The 15,665-nt window shown below is 72.7% G+C and carries 14 protein-coding genes; all 14 read right to left on the bottom strand.

From position 1 onward, the window contains the following. Positions 1-740: 740 nt before the first annotated feature. The 14 genes from NBW76_RS08995 to NBW76_RS08930 all read right to left on the bottom strand — a co-directional run bounded on the left by NBW76_RS08995 (position 741) and on the right by NBW76_RS08930 (position 15,439). Positions 741-1,550 (bottom strand): DivIVA domain-containing protein, encoded by an 810-nt coding sequence (locus NBW76_RS08995; RefSeq protein ID WP_055965773.1) that lies wholly within the window; start codon positions 1,548-1,550, stop codon positions 741-743. A gap of 113 nt (positions 1,551-1,663) precedes the next feature. Then, a complete protein-coding gene (locus NBW76_RS08990; protein ID WP_055965771.1) occupies positions 1,664-1,963 on the bottom strand; it encodes a YggT family protein in 300 nt (99 codons plus the stop codon). A gap of 6 nt (positions 1,964-1,969) precedes the next feature. Continuing rightward, positions 1,970-2,464: a cell division protein SepF gene (locus NBW76_RS08985; protein ID WP_055965768.1), complete on the bottom strand. Its 495-nt coding sequence runs from the start codon at positions 2,462-2,464 to the stop codon at positions 1,970-1,972. Positions 2,465-2,526: 62 nt separating this feature from the next. Then, a complete protein-coding gene (locus NBW76_RS08980; RefSeq protein WP_056555627.1) occupies positions 2,527-3,240 on the bottom strand; it encodes a YggS family pyridoxal phosphate-dependent enzyme in 714 nt (237 codons plus the stop codon). 19 nt (positions 3,241-3,259) lie between these two features. Continuing rightward, positions 3,260-3,973 carry a polyphenol oxidase family protein gene (locus NBW76_RS08975; RefSeq protein WP_056555624.1) on the bottom strand — a complete coding sequence of 238 codons (714 nt, stop codon included), beginning with the start codon at positions 3,971-3,973 and terminating at the stop codon, positions 3,260-3,262. A 32-nt stretch (positions 3,974-4,005) separates the two neighbouring features. Further along, positions 4,006-5,175, bottom strand: a complete 1,170-nt coding sequence (ftsZ, locus tag NBW76_RS08970) for a cell division protein FtsZ (RefSeq protein ID WP_055965763.1) — start codon at positions 5,173-5,175, stop codon at positions 4,006-4,008. A gap of 201 nt (positions 5,176-5,376) precedes the next feature. Continuing rightward, the gene (locus NBW76_RS08965; RefSeq protein ID WP_056555621.1) at positions 5,377-6,102 is read right to left on the bottom strand and encodes a cell division protein FtsQ/DivIB; all 726 of its coding nucleotides are present in this window, start codon (positions 6,100-6,102) and stop codon (positions 5,377-5,379) included. Further along, positions 6,099-7,538, bottom strand: coding sequence for a UDP-N-acetylmuramate--L-alanine ligase (murC, locus tag NBW76_RS08960; RefSeq protein WP_056555618.1), 1,440 nt, complete (start codon positions 7,536-7,538; stop codon positions 6,099-6,101). Before murC ends, NBW76_RS08965 begins: the two co-directional genes overlap by 4 nt. Beyond that, on the bottom strand, positions 7,535-8,620 hold the full coding sequence (gene murG / locus NBW76_RS08955) for an undecaprenyldiphospho-muramoylpentapeptide beta-N-acetylglucosaminyltransferase (RefSeq protein ID WP_055965757.1): 1,086 nt from the start codon (positions 8,618-8,620) through the stop codon (positions 7,535-7,537). The genes murC and murG overlap by 4 nt, the downstream gene beginning before the upstream one ends. A 3-nt stretch (positions 8,621-8,623) precedes the next feature. Then, positions 8,624-9,808: a putative lipid II flippase FtsW gene (gene ftsW, locus NBW76_RS08950; RefSeq protein WP_235493021.1), complete on the bottom strand. Its 1,185-nt coding sequence runs from the start codon at positions 9,806-9,808 to the stop codon at positions 8,624-8,626. A 126-nt stretch (positions 9,809-9,934) separates the two neighbouring features. After that, a complete protein-coding gene (murD, locus tag NBW76_RS08945) occupies positions 9,935-11,398 on the bottom strand; it encodes a UDP-N-acetylmuramoyl-L-alanine--D-glutamate ligase (protein ID WP_056555615.1) in 1,464 nt (487 codons plus the stop codon). Between the two features lie 28 nt (positions 11,399-11,426). Further along, entirely contained in the window at positions 11,427-12,491 is a 1,065-nt protein-coding gene (mraY, locus tag NBW76_RS08940) for a phospho-N-acetylmuramoyl-pentapeptide-transferase (RefSeq protein WP_055965751.1), read from the bottom strand. 75 nt (positions 12,492-12,566) lie between these two features. Next, the gene (murF, locus tag NBW76_RS08935; protein ID WP_056555610.1) at positions 12,567-13,922 is read right to left on the bottom strand and encodes a UDP-N-acetylmuramoyl-tripeptide--D-alanyl-D-alanine ligase; all 1,356 of its coding nucleotides are present in this window, start codon (positions 13,920-13,922) and stop codon (positions 12,567-12,569) included. Beyond that, positions 13,919-15,439 carry a UDP-N-acetylmuramoyl-L-alanyl-D-glutamate--2,6-diaminopimelate ligase gene (locus NBW76_RS08930; protein ID WP_235493020.1) on the bottom strand — a complete coding sequence of 507 codons (1,521 nt, stop codon included), beginning with the start codon at positions 15,437-15,439 and terminating at the stop codon, positions 13,919-13,921. Before NBW76_RS08930 ends, murF begins: the two co-directional genes overlap by 4 nt. Between the last annotated feature and the right edge of the window lie 226 nt (positions 15,440-15,665).

Genomic DNA, 15,665 nt, shown 5'->3' with positions numbered 1-15,665 from the left:
GAGGTTCCCGTGCTGCTGCGCTGCTCCGGGCCGGTCGTTCCCTGCTGCTGCGTCGCTGGGGCTGCGAGTGGACCTGCTCTCCGAAAGGGCCTCGACCGGCGGCTCGGCCGGGCTCTCGGGGCGCGGCTCCCGGTGACGCAAGGTTCTGCGTTCGCGCGTGAGGGGTCGAAGGATGCTGCGTTCGTGTCCGGATCCCGTCACCAACGCAGCATCGTTCGGGGTTCTGCACGCGAACGCAGAATCCTGCGTCCGGCGGGGGCTACGGCGAGGCGGGTGGGCAGGGATTCTCCCTCTGCGTGGGACGGTCCACGAGAAGGGAGAATCACTGCCCCTACGGGCTCCTTTTCGTCGCCACGATTCTTCCTTCGCGAGGCACGGTCCACGCGAAGGAAGAACCGTGCGCGGATCCCGCACAGATGGAGAATCGTGGCCGCGCCCCGCGAGCTCGTCCGACCCCGGCGTCCTGCTCCGGTCGAGGCCCTTTCGGAGAACGACCCGCCTCGGGGTCACAGCAACGCAGCGGCACGGGAAGACCCACCCACAGCGGTGCAGCAGGTGACGGCCCACCGACAGCGACGCAGCAGTGAACGAAGACCCACCCCGGGGCGACGTAGCCGCAGGGCCGCACCCCCGAGCAGCAAGCGACGCGCAGGCCGACGACACCTAGCCTCGCCACCGACCCGGCGACGCACGAGGGCCCGCCACCGTGACGGTGGCGGGCCCTGCGTGGTGGCTGGTACTCAGAGCGAGGCGTTGCTGTCCTCGTCGCCGAGCAGCGAGCGCAGACGACGGGGCGAGCCGTCGTTCTGGTTCTGCGCCGGGGCCGGGGTGTTCTCGTTGGCCGCGAGCTGGTCGAGCTGGCTCTGGAAGTAGTTCTTGAGCCGGGCCCGGTACTCACGCTCGTAAGCCCGCAGGTGCTCGACCTCGCGCTGGAGCTCGTAGCGCTCCCGCTCGATGGCCGCGACGGCCTGCTGGCGACGCTCGTTGGTCTCGTCGTCGAGCTTCTGCGCGCGGATGCGGGCGTCGGTCTCGAGCCGGTCGGCCTTGCCGCGCGACTCGTTCGTCAGGCGCTCGGCCTTGGTGCGGGCCTCACCGACGATGCGGTCGGCCTCCTCCTTGGCCTGGTCCATCAGCTGGTCCGCGTTGTTGGACGCGATCTCCAGCAGTCGGGCCGCAGCCGAGGATGCATCACCCATGCTGTTGCGCGCGGGCGCAGCGGCCACGACGGGCGCGGGAGTGGGCTCCGGCTCGGGCTCGGGCTTCTTCTCGACGACCGGCTCCGGCTCGGGCTCGGGAGTCGGCTCGGGCTCGGGCTCGGCGGCCACGGGCTGCGGCGTCGGCTCGGGCTTGATCGCCGGGATCAGGCCGGTGGGCTCGCCGGTCGAGGCAGCGGCGACCTTGGCGCGCAGCTCCTCGTTCTCGACGGTGAGTCGCTCCAGCTCGGCTTCGACCTCGTCGAGGAACTGGTCCACCTCGCCCATGTCGTAACCCTCGCGGAGACGTACCGGAGTGAAGCGCTTGTTGCGCACGTCCTCTGGCGTCAGGGGCATGAGTTCACCTCGTGTCGTGGTTTCGTCGCAAGATCTGTGGTTCTGACCCACCGTACTCGGTCACCGTTCACTGCTGCCACACCCGTCCCAGTCGAACGGGATCCACCGGCGCGTCACTGCACCATGGTGCGGTTGACGATCGCCTGCAGGATGTAGATCACGACCAGCAGGATCATCGGCGAGAGGTCCAGCGCCGCGCCACCCAGACGGATGGGCGGGATCACGCCACGCACCACGCGCAGCGGCGGGTCGGTGACGGTGTAGATGCCCTCGCAGAGGACGGCCACGACGCCGCTGGGGCGCCAGGACCGGGCCAACAGCTGGACCCAGTCCAGGATGAACCGCGCGAGCAGCACGAGGATGCAGACGAGCAGGACGAACGAGATGACCTGCCCGATGGAGTTCAGTGCCATGTCTCCCTAGCCGTGGTTGTAGAACCCGCCCGCAGCGATGCGCTGCTTGTCCTCGTCGGTCACCTCGATGTTCTCGGGCGACAGCAGGAAGACCTTGGCGGTGACACGGTTGATCGTGCCATGCACGGCAAAGACGAGGCCGGCGGCGAAGTCGACCAGGCGCTTGGCGTCGTCGTCGTCGATCTCGGAGAGGTTCATGATGACCGGCACGCCGGACCGGTAGTGGTCGCCCACGGTGCGGGCGTCGTTGTACGTGCGCGGCGTGACCGTCTCGATGCGCGCGAGCATCGACGGCGCCGGCTCGACGGCGCGGGGCGCGCGGCGGTGCTCGTCGATCGACGCGACCTGGGCCCGACGCTCGGGGGTGCGCACGACGGCGGCGCTGCGCTCGTCGTCGCGCCGGACGGCGATCGGCCCGGTGGGCTCGTCGTCGAACTCGTCGTACTCGGCCTGCTCGACCAGGCCGAGGTACTCGCCGACTTTTCGCATTGCGCCAGCCATGATGTCTCCGTGGTTTGCAGGTGAGCGGGGTGGTCGAAGTGTCGTGAACGACACTGGTGAGATTACCGGAGAGTTGCCCTCTCCCCCAGGACCGCGCGCCCGATTCGCAGGTGTGTCGCGCCCGCGGCGACGGCGTCCTCGAAGTCACCGCTCATGCCGGCCGAGACGACGTCCGCGCCCGGGTGGGTCGCGCGCACCGTGTCACCGAGCTCACGCAGCTGCTCGAACACCGGCCGCGGCTCCACTCCGAGGGGCGCGACGGTCATCAGCCCACGCAGGTTCAACCGGGGCAGCTCCGCCACCAGGTCGGCCAGGGCCGGCACGTCGGCGGGCGCCGTGCCGGAGCGGCCGGGGTCGGCGAGGTCGAAGTCGACCTGGAGCAGCACCTCGAGGTCACGCGCGGCCGCCTCGGCCCCACGGGACAGGGAGCGGACCAGCTTGGCCCGGTCGACGCTCTGCACCACGTCCGCGTAGCGCGCGACCGCCCCGGCCTTGTTGGTCTGCAGGCCCCCGACGAAGTGCAGGCGCGGGGCGGTGACGCCGTCGGCGAGGAGGTCGTCGAGCTCGGCCCGCTTGTCGCCGGCCTCGGGATGACGGTTCTCCCCCACGTCGGTGACACCGAGCTCGGCCAGCAGCGCGACGTCGGAGGCCGGGTAGGTCTTGGTGACCACGATCGTGGTCACCTCCTCCGGCGCACGGCCGGCAGCGGCGCACGCAGCGTGGACCCGCTCGCGCACCTCGGCCAGGTTGGCGGCCAGCTCGTCGTGACGGCTCATGGCACTCCCTCTTCCTCGATCAGTGGCGCAGGACGACGACGGCGCCCATGCGGCCTGCCCGGTCACCCTGACGGCGGTGGGACCAGAAGCGGTCGTCCTCGATCGTGCACGCGTCGCGGCCGATGTCGTGCACGGTCACGCCGAGCGCCCGCAGCTGGGAGACCACGCCGGCTCCGACGTCGACCGCGGGTGTCCCCCACGACGTGGTGGACCGGGTGCCGGGCACGGCGGACTCGACGGCGTCGGCCATGTCCTCCGGCAGCTCGTAGCAGCGTCCGCAGGCCCGCGGGCCGACCCAGGCGTGGAGCTGCGACGGAGATTCGTCGAGGACCATCGCCCGGACCGCCGCAGGCACGACGCCGCGCACGAGACCCTCCCGACCCGCGTGCACGACGGCAGCCATCGGGCTCATGTCGCTCGCCAGGACGATCGGCGTGCAGTCGGCCACGCGCACGACGAGCGCGACGTCGACGTCGCGCGTGACGAGCGCGTCGGCCGTGGGGGCCGGCAACGACGCCCTCAGCGACTCCCGCCGCACCGACACGACGTCGGCCCCGTGCACCTGGTGCATCGACGCCACCTCGAGCCGCTCGGTCGACTCCTCACCCCGGAGCCCCTCGGCCACACGACGACGCGTGGCGACGTGCTCGGGGTCGTCCGTGCGCCCCAGGTCGGTCGAGGCATCGGTGAAGCCGATCTCGGCCCACCCCAGGTCGTCGCGGTGGAAGAACACGTCGTCGACGCTACCGCCCGCGTCCGACCTGCTCAGCGCAGGAAGTCCGGGATGTCGAGGTCGTCACCGTAGGGCACCTCGCGCGGCTCGCGGGCCGGCACGGAGCGGGGGTCGCCCGACGGCACCGGGTCGGCCTGCGTGGACGCGGAGTACTTGCCGCCGGTGTAGGTCTCGGCCGTGGGAGGAGGCGTGGCGGCCTGCTCCTGGGCACCCTGCTCCTTGAGCAGCGCCGGCTGGGAGGAGTCGCGCGACTTCGGCTCGCCGCCGTCGAACCCGGCCGCGATCACGGTCACCCGGACCTCGTCGCCCAGGGCGTCGTCGATGACGGCACCGAAGATGATGTTGGCCTCGGGGTCCACGGCGTCGGCGACCAGGCCGGCCGCCTCGTTGATCTCGAACAGGCCGAGGTCGGAGCCACCGGCGATCGAGAGCAGGACCCCACGGGCCCCCTCGATCGACGCCTCGAGCAGCGGGCTGGAGACGGCCATCTCGGCGGCGACCGCCGCGCGCTGCTCACCGCGCGCCGAGCCGATGCCCATGAGGGCCGAGCCGGCGTCGGACATGACGGACTTGACGTCGGCGAAGTCGAGGTTGATCAGGCCCGGCGTGGTGATCAGGTCGGTGATGCCCGAGACGCCCTGGTGCAGCACCTGGTCGGCCTGGCGGAACGAGTCCAGCAGGCTCACGTTGGGGTCGCTGATCGACAGCAGCCGGTCGTTCGGGATGACGATGAGGGTGTCGACCTCCTCGCGCAGCGCCTGGATGCCGGCGTCGGCCTGCCCGGAGCGGTTGCGGCCCTCGAAGGTGAACGGGCGCGTGACGACGCCGATCGTCAGGGCACCGAGGGAGCGCGCGATGCGGGCGACGACCGGCGCACCACCGGTGCCGGTTCCGCCGCCCTCGCCCGCGGTGACGAAGACCATGTCGGCGCCCTTGATGGCCGCCTCGATCTCCTCCGCGTGGTCCTCGGCGGCGCGCTTGCCGATGTCAGGGTTGGCGCCGGCGCCGAGTCCGCGGGTCGAGTCACGGCCGACGTCGAGCTTGACGTCGGCGTCGCTCATGAGCAGCGCCTGCGCGTCGGTGTTGATCGCGATGAACTCGACGCCCTTGAGGCCGACCTCGATCATCCTGTTCACGGCGTTCACGCCGCCGCCGCCGATGCCGACGACCTTGATCACGGCGAGGTAGTTCTGGACCGCCATGTGCGATGCCTTTCAGGAGAGGTGAGCCGAGCTGTGGAGCCGGTGAGGTTGTAAGTCTTAACGTGAACGACAGGGTTATAGTTATGTCAACCTGCTGTCTGACGCTCACGCTACGCGCGACCGCGACGGCCACCTCGCAGACACGCCGCGTGTCGCCGGTTCGTTGCCGTCCGTGTCCCCTCCCGAGGCCGACGGCCGGGCTTACTGGCGCGTGGTCGGCTGCTCGGGCGCGCTCACGTCGTACCCGGTCGCGTCGATCCGCAGCAGGGCCTCGAGGACCCGAACCTTCTGCTCCGGCTTGGCCGCGCTCCCCCACGTGACCGTGCGGCCCTTCGTCAGGTCCAGGGTGACGGCGTCACGGCTCGGCGCGTCGACCGACTGCACGAGCTCCATGAGGGAGGGCGCGTCGGCCCTGAGTCGGGAGACCACCGACGCCGCGGCCACGAGCGCCAGCTGGCGCTGCCGTGGTTCCGTGGCGGTCGTGGCGACCTCCACCAGTCCCTTCGGCTCCTTCGACAGGGTGCGGAAGTCCACGCCGAACCGGTCGAGGGCCCGGATCCGGCCGTCGACCCTCGTCCAGGCCACCGCCGTCCGCTCGGTGACGACCACCGTGACGGTGCGCGGCCAGCTGCGCTCGACCTCGACGTGCTCGACGCGTTCGAGCCTGGCCACGCGGGCCGCAGCGGCCGACGTGTCGACCCGCGCGAGCGGGGTACCGGGGGTCAGGTCGGCCGCGGTGCGCACCTGTTCCGGCTTCAACGTGCTGAGCCCCTCGACCTGCACCGTGCGGACACCGAGCAGGTCCGAGAACCAGATCACCCACACGAGCCCGACGACGGCGGCGACGCCCAGCACTCCCCCCAGCCAGCGCAGCAGGCGCCGACGGCGGTCCTGTCGGCGCCGGAGGGCGAACCGTTCCTCGCTCATGCTCCCGACGCCTCGCGGGTCCGCAGACCCTCGAGGATGCGCGGTCCGACCGTGGTGACGTCGCCGGCCCCGAGGGTGAGCACGAGGTCGCCGTCGCCCAGCTCGGGCAGGAGCGCCGCGTGCACCGACTCCACCGGTCCACCGGCCGACGCCGGCGGTCCGTGGACGGCGTCGACCACGAGCGCGGCCGTGACGGCGGGATCGGGATCCTCCCGCGCGAGGTACAGGTCGGCCACCACCACGCGATCGGCGGACGACAGGGCCTGCCCCATCTCGGCGCCGTAGCGACGGGTGCGGCTCACCAGGTGCGGCTGGTAGACGACGACGAGGCGACCGTCCCCGGCGAGCGACCGTGCGGCCGCCAGGTCGGCGCGGATCTCGGTGGGATGGTGCGCGTACGAGTCGTAGACCGTGACGCCGTCGACGGCGCCGAGGCGCTCCATGCGGCGTCGGGCTCCCCCGTACGTGGCCAGGCCGGCCACGAGGGCGTCGGCCGGGTGTCCGAGGCGCAGGCCGACGGCCAGGGCCAGCAGGGCGTCCTGGGCGTAGTGCGCACCGGGCACGGCCAGCTGCACCGGCAGGCCGGACAGGCCCATGCCGTCGACGAGGAAGGTGGTGGCGCCCTCGACGACACGGACGTCGCGGGCCCTCAGCTCGTCGTCGGGGTGGTCGGGGACCTGCGTCGACGGGTCGATTCCGGTGGTCACCACGTCGAGGCCGCGAGCCCGCCCGACCGCGACGAGGGCGGCGGCGCCGGGGTCGTCGGCGCCCACGACGAGCAGCTCCGCGACGGTGCCGACGAACTCGTCGAAGGCGGCGGCGTAGGCCTCCTCGGTGCCCCACGTGTCCAGGTGGTCGGCGTCGACGTTGGTCACGACGGCCACGGCGGGCTCGTAGTGCAGGAAGGCGCCGTCGCTCTCGTCGGCCTCGGCGACGAGGAGGTGTCCCGCGCCGAGCCGGGCGTTCGTGCCGAGGCTCGCGACCTCGGCGCCGATCGCGAAGGACGGCTCGGCGCCCGCGCCCACCATGGCGCACGTCAGCATCGCGGTGGTGGTGGTCTTGCCGTGGGTGCCCGCCACGGCGACGGTCCGACGGCCGGACATCACCGAGCGCAGCCCGGCCGACCGGGGCCAGAGGCGCGCGCCGGCCGCGCGGGCGGCGACGACCTCGGGGTTGTCCTCGCGGACCGCGGTCGAGACGATCACGGTGTCGACGCCCGCCACGTGCTCGGCCGCGTGACCGACGTGCACGGTGATGCCCTCCGACCGCAGGGCCCGGACGACGTCGGTGTCGGCGGCGTCGCTGCCGCTGACCGACACCCCCTGCTGCGCCATGAGACGGGCGATCGCCGAGAGCCCGGCGCCGCCGATGCCGACCAGGTGCACGCGGCCCAGCCCGTCGGGTCCGGGCACGGAGTCGGGGAAGGGGACCTTCATCGGCCCAGCTGCCGTCCGGCCGCGGCGACCACCATGCGGGCGAGGCGGACGTCGGCGTCGCGCGGCACGAGGTCGCGCGCGGCAGCCGACATCGCGGCCAGGCGCTCCGTGTCCTGCACGAGCGGGACGACCACGTGGTCGACCCACGACGGCGTCATGGCCTCGTCGTCGATCAGCAGCCCGCCCCCGGCCTGGACCACGGGGTGGGCGTTGAGCGCCTGCTCCCCGTTGCCGATCGGCAGCGGTACGAACGCCGCGGGAAGGCCCACGGCCGCGACCTCGGTGACCGTGTTGGCGCCCGCGCGGCACACCACGAGGTCGGCCGCGGCGTAGGCGAGGTCGATCCGGTCGATGTACTGCTCCACCACGTAGGGCGGTGCGCCTGCCGGACGGTCGAGCACCACCTCGTCGGGACGACCCGCGGCGTGCAGCACCTGGATGCCGGCCTCGGCGAGGTCACGCGCTGCCCCGCTGACCGCGTGGTTGATGCGTCGGGCACCCTGCGACCCGCCCGTGACGAGGAGGGTCGGACGGTCCGGGTCGAGACCGAAGTGCGCGCGGCCCTCCGCACGCGAGGCCGCGCGGTCGAGCCCGGAGATCTGGCGCCGGATCGGCAGGCCGACGTAGCGCCCGTGCCGCAGCGGCGTGTCGGGGAAGCTGGTGGCCACGTGCGTCGTGAAGCGCGCTCCGAGCCGGTTGGCGATGCCGGGCTTGGCGTTGCCCTCGTGCACCACCAGGGGGATGCGCATCCGCCGGGCCACGAGGTAGGCCGGCACCGACACGTAGCCGCCGAACCCCACGACCACGTGCGGCTTGACGCGCTCGAAGACGTCCTGCGTCTGGGCGACGGCGGCGCGGAGACGGCCGGGCACCCGGAGCATGGCGATCCCGGGACGTCGGGGCAGCGGCACCGGAGGCACCAGCTCGAGCGGGAACCCGGCCTCCGGGATGAGCGTGGTCTCCAGACCACGAGGGGTGCCGAGGCAGGTGACGTCCACGCCCTCGTCGCGCAGGACGGCCGCCGTGGCGAGCAGGGGCGAGGTGTGGCCGGCGGTGCCACCGCCGGCGAGCAGGGCGCGCACCGCTCATCGCCTCCTGGCTGCGTTGCGTCGGGCGCGACGGGCCTTGCTGGCGGCGAGGGCGCGCTTGGCCCCCGGCTCCGTCGTGGCGCAGCTCAGCAGGACGCCGCAGCCCACGAGGGTGACCAGCACGCTCGAGCCGCCGTAGGAGAGCAGCGGCAGCGGGATGCCGATGACCGGGAGCAGACCCAGCACCATGGCGATGTTGATCATGGCCTGGGCGGTGATCCAGACGGTGATGCCGGCCGCGGCGTAGCGAGCGAAGGGATCGCGGCTGCGCGTGGCGATCCGCACGCCCGCGACGGCGAGCAGCACGAACAGGACGAGCACGACGAGGCTGCCCAGCAGGCCGAGCTCCTCGCCGACGACGGCCAGGATGAAGTCGGTGTGCGCCTCGGGCAGGGAGCCCCACTTCTGCCGGCTGCCGCCGAGGCCGACGCCGCCGAAGCCGCCCCGTGCGAACCCCATCATGGCGTGGACGGCCTGGTAGCCGTCCTTGTCCGGGTCGGCGAGCGGGTTGAGGAAGCTCAGCATGCGCGCCACGCGGTGCGGCGCGGTGGCGACGAAGAACACGCACAGGACGCCGACGAACGCCACGATCGCGCCGAGGTAGCGCCCTGGCAGCCCGGCGACCCAGAGCATGCCGACGATGACGGCGAAGAGGACGAGCGCCGTGCCGAGGTCGTTCTGCGCCACGACGAGCGCGGCACACGCTCCGGCGACGATGAGCATGGGCAGCAGGATCAGGCGCGGCGTGTCCAGGTGCTTCTGCCGGCGCGCGTAGTGGTCGGCGATCCAGAGCACGAGCGCGAGCTTGAGGAACTCCGACGGCTGCAGCCGGAAGCCCGCCGCGACCGGGATCCAGTTGGTGTTGCCGTTCACCTCCACGCCCACGCCCGGGATGAACGTGGCGAGCGTCAGGCCGATGGACACGACGAGCCCGGGCAGGATGAGCTTGCGCAGGGTCGCGAGCGGCAGCCGGGTCACGAGGTAGGCACCGACCAGGCCCACGACGGCCAGCACGAGCTGGCGCTGCACGATCGCGAAGGAGTTCCCGTACACCTGCAGCGACAGCACGGAGCTCGCGCTGAGCACCATGATCAGGCCGAGCCCGAGCAGCAGGGCCGTGGTCCCGAGCACCAGCTGGTACGACGCGAGGGGCCGGTCGAGCAGGCGCTGGGCACCGCTCATCGGACCTCCGGCGCCTGCACCGGGGGCCGGGCGGCGATCGGTCGTGCTCATCGGCCGCTCACGTCGCTGGTCATGAGTCGCTCACGCCTCTGCTCATGAGTGCTCACGCCTCTGCTCATGAGTCGCTCACGCTCCGGGGAGCCGTCGCACCGACGCGGCGAACGCGTCGCCTCGGGCGGCGTAGTCACGGAACTGGTCCATGGACGCGCATCCGGGGGCCAGCAGCACCGAGTCACCGGGGCGGGCCATGGCTGCAGCAGCCGCGACGACGTCGTCCATGAGCTCATCCTCCCCGGCCAGGACCTCCGTCACGGGCACATCCGGCGCGTGTCGGGCCAGCGCCTCGGCGACGACCGCACGGTCGGCACCGATGAGCACCACGCCGCGCAGCCGATCGGCGACGGCCTCGACGAGGTCGTCGAAGCGCGCACCCTTCGCCAGTCCCCCGGCGATCCAGACGGCCGACGGGACCCCCCGCAGCGACGCGAGCGCGGCGTGCGGGTTGGTCGCCTTGGAGTCGTCGACGTAGCGGACGCCGCCGATCTCGGCCACCAGCTCGGAGCGGTGCGGCCCGGGCCGGAAGTCACGCAGCCCGTCGCGCACGGCGCGGGCCTCGACGCCGTGGGCGCGGGCCAGGGCGGCTGCCGCGAGGGCGTTGGCCACGGTGTGGGGTGCGTCGTCGGGCAGGTCGCTCACCGAGCCCAGCTCGGCGGCGCTGGTCTGACGGTCGGGCGCGAAGGCACGGTCCGCGAGCAGGCCGTCGACCACGCCGAGCATGCCGGGAGCGGGGACCCCGAGCGTGAACCCGATGGCGCGGGCGCCGTCCTGCACGTCGGCGTCGCGGACCAGCTGCTCGGTGGTGGGGTCCTCGACCGCGTACACGCACGCCTTCTCGACGTTCTCGTAGACGCGGCCCTTGGCGCGGGCGTACTCGTCCAGCGAGCCGTGCCAGTCGAGGTGGTCGTCGGCGACGTTGAGCACCGCGGCGGCCTCGGCCGCGATCGAGTCGCTCCAGTGCAGCTGGAAGCTCGACAGCTCGACCGCCAGCACGTCGAGCGGCTCAGGGTCCATGACCGCCTCGAGCACGGGGCGGCCGACGTTGCCGACCGCGGCGCTGCGCAGGCCCGCCGCACGCAGGATGGAGTCGAGCATCTGCACGGTGGTGGTCTTGCCGTTGGTCCCGGTGACGCACAGCCAGGGCGGCGCGTCGGCGGCCCGCAGCCGCCAGGCCAGCTCGACCTCGCCCCACACCGGGAGCCCACGGTCGGCCGCCGCCCGCAGGACCGGCGCCTCCGGGCGCCAGCCCGGCGAGGTGACGACCAGGTCGACGTCGTCCGGCAGCTCGGCCGTGCTGCCGGCACGCAGTCGCAGGTCGACCCCCAGCGTCTCCAGCAGCGTGGCTCGCTCCTCGTGGGCCGAGCCCGGGACGGGCGCGTTCTCGTCGAGCACGACCACGTGGGCACCGAGGTGCTGCAGGGTGTCGGCGGCGGCGAACCCGCTCACGCCGAAGCCGGTGACCACGGCGCGCACGGCGGACCAGTCGTCGTCGCGGCCGAGAGACCCGACGTCGGGACGCTCCGCGGCACTCATGCGACCACGTCCGTGGTGGGTGCCGCGCTCACAGGCGGGCGAGCCATTCCCAGTAGAAGACGCCGAGCCCGGCCGCGACGCAGAGGCCGCTGATGATCCAGAAGCGGACCACGATGGTGATCTCGGCCCAGCCGAGCAGCTCGAAGTGGTGCTGCAGCGGTGCCATGCGGAAGATCCGCTTGCCGCCGGTGGCCTTGAAGTAGGCCACCTGCAGGATGACCGACGCGGTGATGGCGACGAACAGGCCGCCGATGATCACGAGCAGCAGCTCGGTGCGGGTCATGAGGGCGAAGCCGGCCATCGCGCCGCCGAGCGACAGCGAGCCGGTGTCGCCCATGAAGATCTTGGCCGGGGAGGCGTTCCACCACAGGAAGCCGAAGCAGGCGCCCGTGATGGCGGCCGCCACGACGGCGAGGTCGAGGGGGTCCCGCACCTCGTAGCAGCCGAGGACGTCCTCCGTCGCACAGCTCTGGTTGTACTGCCAGACGTTGATGATGATGAAGGCGCCGAAGACCATGACGGAGGCACCGGTCGCGAGGCCGTCGAGGCCGTCGGTCAGGTTCACGCCGTTGCTCGCCCCCGCGATCATGAGCAGCACCCACACGACGAGCAGCACGGTGGGCAGCTGGGTCCCAGGGATGTCCCTCGTGAACGAGATGGCGTGCGAGATGGGGGTGCGGCCGTTCTCGTCCTCCCAGCCGATGGCGAGGATCGCGAAGACCAGGCCCACGAGCACCTGGCCGATCATCTTGGCCTTGCTGCGCAGCCCGAGGCTGCGCTGCTTGGAGATCTTGATGTAGTCGTCGAGGAAGCCGATGAGGCCGAGTCCGGCGAAGAGGAACAGCAGCAGGATCGCCGACGCGCTCGGCGCGTAGCCGGTCACGAGCTTCGCGACGGCGTAGGCGACGAGCGACGCGAGGATGATCACCGTGCCGCCCATCGTGGGCGTGCCGCGCTTGACGTGGTGCGACGTCGGTCCGTCGTCGCGGATCAACTGGCCGTAGCCCTTCTTGACGAGCACCCGGATGGCCACACGGGTGCCCAGGAGGGTGCCGACGAGGGCGAGGGCTGCGGCGATCAGGACGGCGAGCATGGGGGCGGGATCCTCTCGGCGGTTCGGGGGGTGGGGGGACGTGGGCGGGCTCAGGGTCGTGCACGAGTATGCCGGTCAGGCGTCGAGGAGTCCTGCCGTGACGCGCTCGAGGCGCGCTCCCCTCGATGCTTTCACGAGCACGACGTCTCCCGGCTCGAGCCACGCGCGGAGTGTGGTGAGCGCCACGTCGACGTCGGGCACCTCGCGGGCCTGCGCACCGGCGCCCTCGGCGACCCCGCGGGCCCCCTGGCCGACGGCCAGCACGAGGTCGAGGCCGGCGTCGGCCGCCGCACGGCCGATCTCGACGTGCCGGAGGTGGGCCTCGGCGCCGAGCTCGAGCATCTCCCCCAGGACCGCGACCCTGCGCGTGGCGTCGATCGTCCGCAGCGTCTCGATCGCGGCGACCACCGACTCGGGGTTGGCGTTGTAGGAGTCGTCGAGCACGACGACGCCGTCGGACCGCTCGAGCCGCTGGAGCCGCTGGGCGCTGGCGGAGCGGTAGTCCGAGAGCACCTGCTCGTCGACCCGCTGGTCGAGGGCAGCGGCGACCGCAACGGCGGCCGCGAGGTTGAGGCCCTGGTGGGCACCGGGCAGCGGCACGTGGGTCGTCCAGCGTCGGCCTGCCCGTGAGAGCGTCACGTCCGGCTCGCCGCGCCCGTCGACGTGGACGTCGTCCAGGCGCACGTCGTCGGGGCCGTCGGCGGTCCGGCCGAACCGCACCACGGCGGCACCGGCCGGCACGCGCGCCGCCATGGCGGCGACCCGCGCGTCGTCGGCGTTGAGCACCGCGACGCCATCGGGCTGCAGACCTTCCACGATCTCGCCCTTGGCCACGGCGATGTTGTCGACCGACCCGAACTCGCCCACGTGCGCACTGCCCACGTTCAGCACGACCGCCACGTCCGGCGGCGCGATGCCGCACAGCCGGGCGACGTGCCCGACCCCACGGGCGCCCATCTCGACCACCAGGTAGCGGGTGTCGTGGTCGGCCCGCAGGACCGTGATCGGGACGCCGAGCTCGTTGTTGTAGTTGCCGGCCGTCGCCACGGTCGGGCCCGCGCGACCCAGCAGGTGGGCGACGAGGTCCTTCACGCTGGTCTTGCCCTGCGACCCGGTGATCGCGACGACCTCGGCGTCGATCTCGTCGGCCACGTGGCGCGCCAGACGTCCGAGCGCGGCCGTGACGTCGTCGACCACGACGGTCGGTGCCTCGACCGGCCGGGACCCGAGGACCGCGACCGCTCCCCCGTCGAGCGCGGACTGGACGAAGTCGTGGCCGTCGACGTGCTCGCCGGCCAGGGCGACGAAGAGGCCGCCGCCCTCGACCGCACGCGAGTCGAGGGTGGCCGGACCGGTGACCACCACGTCGCCGTCGCCGTGCACCACGCCGTCGACCACCCGGGCCACCGCGGAGAGGCTCATCGGGATCATGCGTGCTCCTCGATGAGGGCACGCAGCACGTCCCGGTCGTCGAACGGGTGGACCACGTCGCCGACCTCCTGGCCCTGCTCGTGTCCCTTGCCCGCCACCACGACGGTGTCGCCGAGCTCGGCGACGGACACGGCGTGGGCGATCGCGTCGCGACGTCCCGGAACCTCGACGACCTCGGCAGCGCCACCGGAGGCTCCGGAGAGCACGGCACGGCGGATCGCGGCAGGGTCCTCGGTGCGGGGGTTGTCGTCGGTGACCACCACGAGGTCGGCGTAGCGGGCCGCGACCTCGCCCATGAGCGGCCGCTTGCCGTGGTCGCGGTCGCCGCCGGCGCCGATCACGACGACGAGCCGGCCTGCGGTGACCGGCCGAAGGGCCGTCAGGACCGCCTCGACGGCGTCGGGCTTGTGCGCGTAGTCGACGACGGCCGTGAAGCTCTGGCCGGCCTCGACCCGCTCCATGCGGCCGGGGACGCCCCGGCTGGTCTCGATGCCGGCGGCGAGCGCGGCCGGGTCGTGGCCCACCGTCGCGAGCGACGAGATGACCGCGAGGGCGTTCGCGACGTTGAACACGCCGGGCAGGGGGACGTGCAGCTCCAGCTCCAGGCCGTCGGGGCCGAGGACCTCCAGGTCCGTCCCGAGGCGGTGCGGGCGCACGTTGGCCGCGCGCCAGTCGGCGACCCGTCCCTCCGTCGAGAAGGTCGTGACCGGCAGGGCGGTCAGCTCGACGAGGCGTCGGCCGTGCTCGTCGTCGACGTTCACGACGGCGCGCCGGGCGTGCTCGGGGGTGAACAGGCTCGCCTTGGCCGCGAAGTACTCGTCGAGGTCGCGGTGGAAGTCGAGGTGGTCACGTCCGAGGTTGAGGAACGTGGCGACGTCGAAGGCGAAGCCGTCGACGCGACCCTGCACGAGGGCGTGGCTGGAGACCTCCATCGCGCAGAGCTCGACCTGCTCCTCGCGCATCACCGCGAAGAGCGCCTGGAGGTCCGGCGCCTCGGGGGTCGTCAGCGCCGAGTCGGCCGCGATCCCCCGCACCCGGGTCCCGATGGTGCCGACGACCGCGCTGCGGGCGGCGCCGACGGCCGACTCGGCCAGGTAGGTGCTGGTGGTCTTGCCCTGCGTGCCGGTGATGCCGAGGGTCGTGAACGCCGTGGTCGGGTGGTCGTGGAACCAGGCGCTGAGCTCGGCGAGTCGCGACCGGGGTCCGTCCACGACGATCGTGGGCAGCGTGGAGAGGCGGGACGCGCCCTCGGCGTCGGTCAGGACGGCGACCGCACCTGCCGTCTCGGCGGAGTCGACGAAGTCGGCCCCGTGCGCGCGGCCGCCGGGCAGGGCCGCGTAGAGGTCGCCGGGCCGCACCGTGCGCGTGCTGAGCGTGATGCCCGTGACCGCCGTGGCGTCCGCGGGCGTCCCGGGCCCCGGCACGCCGAGGTGGTCGGCCACGTCCGCGAGGGTGAGCGCCCGAACCTCCCTGGGCCGGGTCCGCATGATCGCCGTGGAGCCGTCGGAGTCCGTCACGATTCCAACGTAGCGAGTCCCCGCCATCTCCTCACCCCGCCCCGGAACCCGTTCCACCCCCACCGTGCGGTACCCGCCGCGAACCCAGCACCAGCGAAGGAAGAACCCACCCCCAACGGCAGCGAGCTCCACCGAACGCAGGACTCACCTCCAACGGCAAGCGAGCGCCAGCGAGCGCAGCCGAGGCGGGCAGCGGTGACCGAGCGCCAGCGAGGGAGCCGCGACC

This window comes from Aeromicrobium sp. Leaf245 (assembly GCF_942548115.1).
Lineage (GTDB): Bacteria > Actinomycetota > Actinomycetes > Propionibacteriales > Nocardioidaceae > Aeromicrobium.
The sequence above is the reverse complement of the archived record's forward strand: the minus strand, read 5'-3'. Positions and strand labels throughout refer to the sequence as shown.

Coding starts and splice junctions, on each gene's coding strand:
- NBW76_RS08995 (WP_055965773.1), bottom strand. CDS start 1,550: ATGCCCCTGACGCCAGAGGACGTGCGCAACAAGCGCTTCACTCCGGTA.
- NBW76_RS08990 (WP_055965771.1), bottom strand. CDS start 1,963: ATGGCACTGAACTCCATCGGGCAGGTCATCTCGTTCGTCCTGCTCGTC.
- NBW76_RS08985 (WP_055965768.1), bottom strand. CDS start 2,464: ATGGCTGGCGCAATGCGAAAAGTCGGCGAGTACCTCGGCCTGGTCGAG.
- NBW76_RS08980 (WP_056555627.1), bottom strand. CDS start 3,240: ATGAGCCGTCACGACGAGCTGGCCGCCAACCTGGCCGAGGTGCGCGAG.
- ftsZ (WP_055965763.1), bottom strand. CDS start 5,175: ATGGCGGTCCAGAACTACCTCGCCGTGATCAAGGTCGTCGGCATCGGC.
- NBW76_RS08965 (WP_056555621.1), bottom strand. CDS start 6,102: ATGAGCGAGGAACGGTTCGCCCTCCGGCGCCGACAGGACCGCCGTCGG.
- murC (WP_056555618.1), bottom strand. CDS start 7,538: ATGAAGGTCCCCTTCCCCGACTCCGTGCCCGGACCCGACGGGCTGGGC.
- ftsW (WP_235493021.1), bottom strand. CDS start 9,808: ATGAGCGGTGCCCAGCGCCTGCTCGACCGGCCCCTCGCGTCGTACCAG.
- murD (WP_056555615.1), bottom strand. CDS start 11,398: ATGAGTGCCGCGGAGCGTCCCGACGTCGGGTCTCTCGGCCGCGACGAC.
- mraY (WP_055965751.1), bottom strand. CDS start 12,491: ATGCTCGCCGTCCTGATCGCCGCAGCCCTCGCCCTCGTCGGCACCCTC.
- murF (WP_056555610.1), bottom strand. CDS start 13,922: ATGATCCCGATGAGCCTCTCCGCGGTGGCCCGGGTGGTCGACGGCGTG.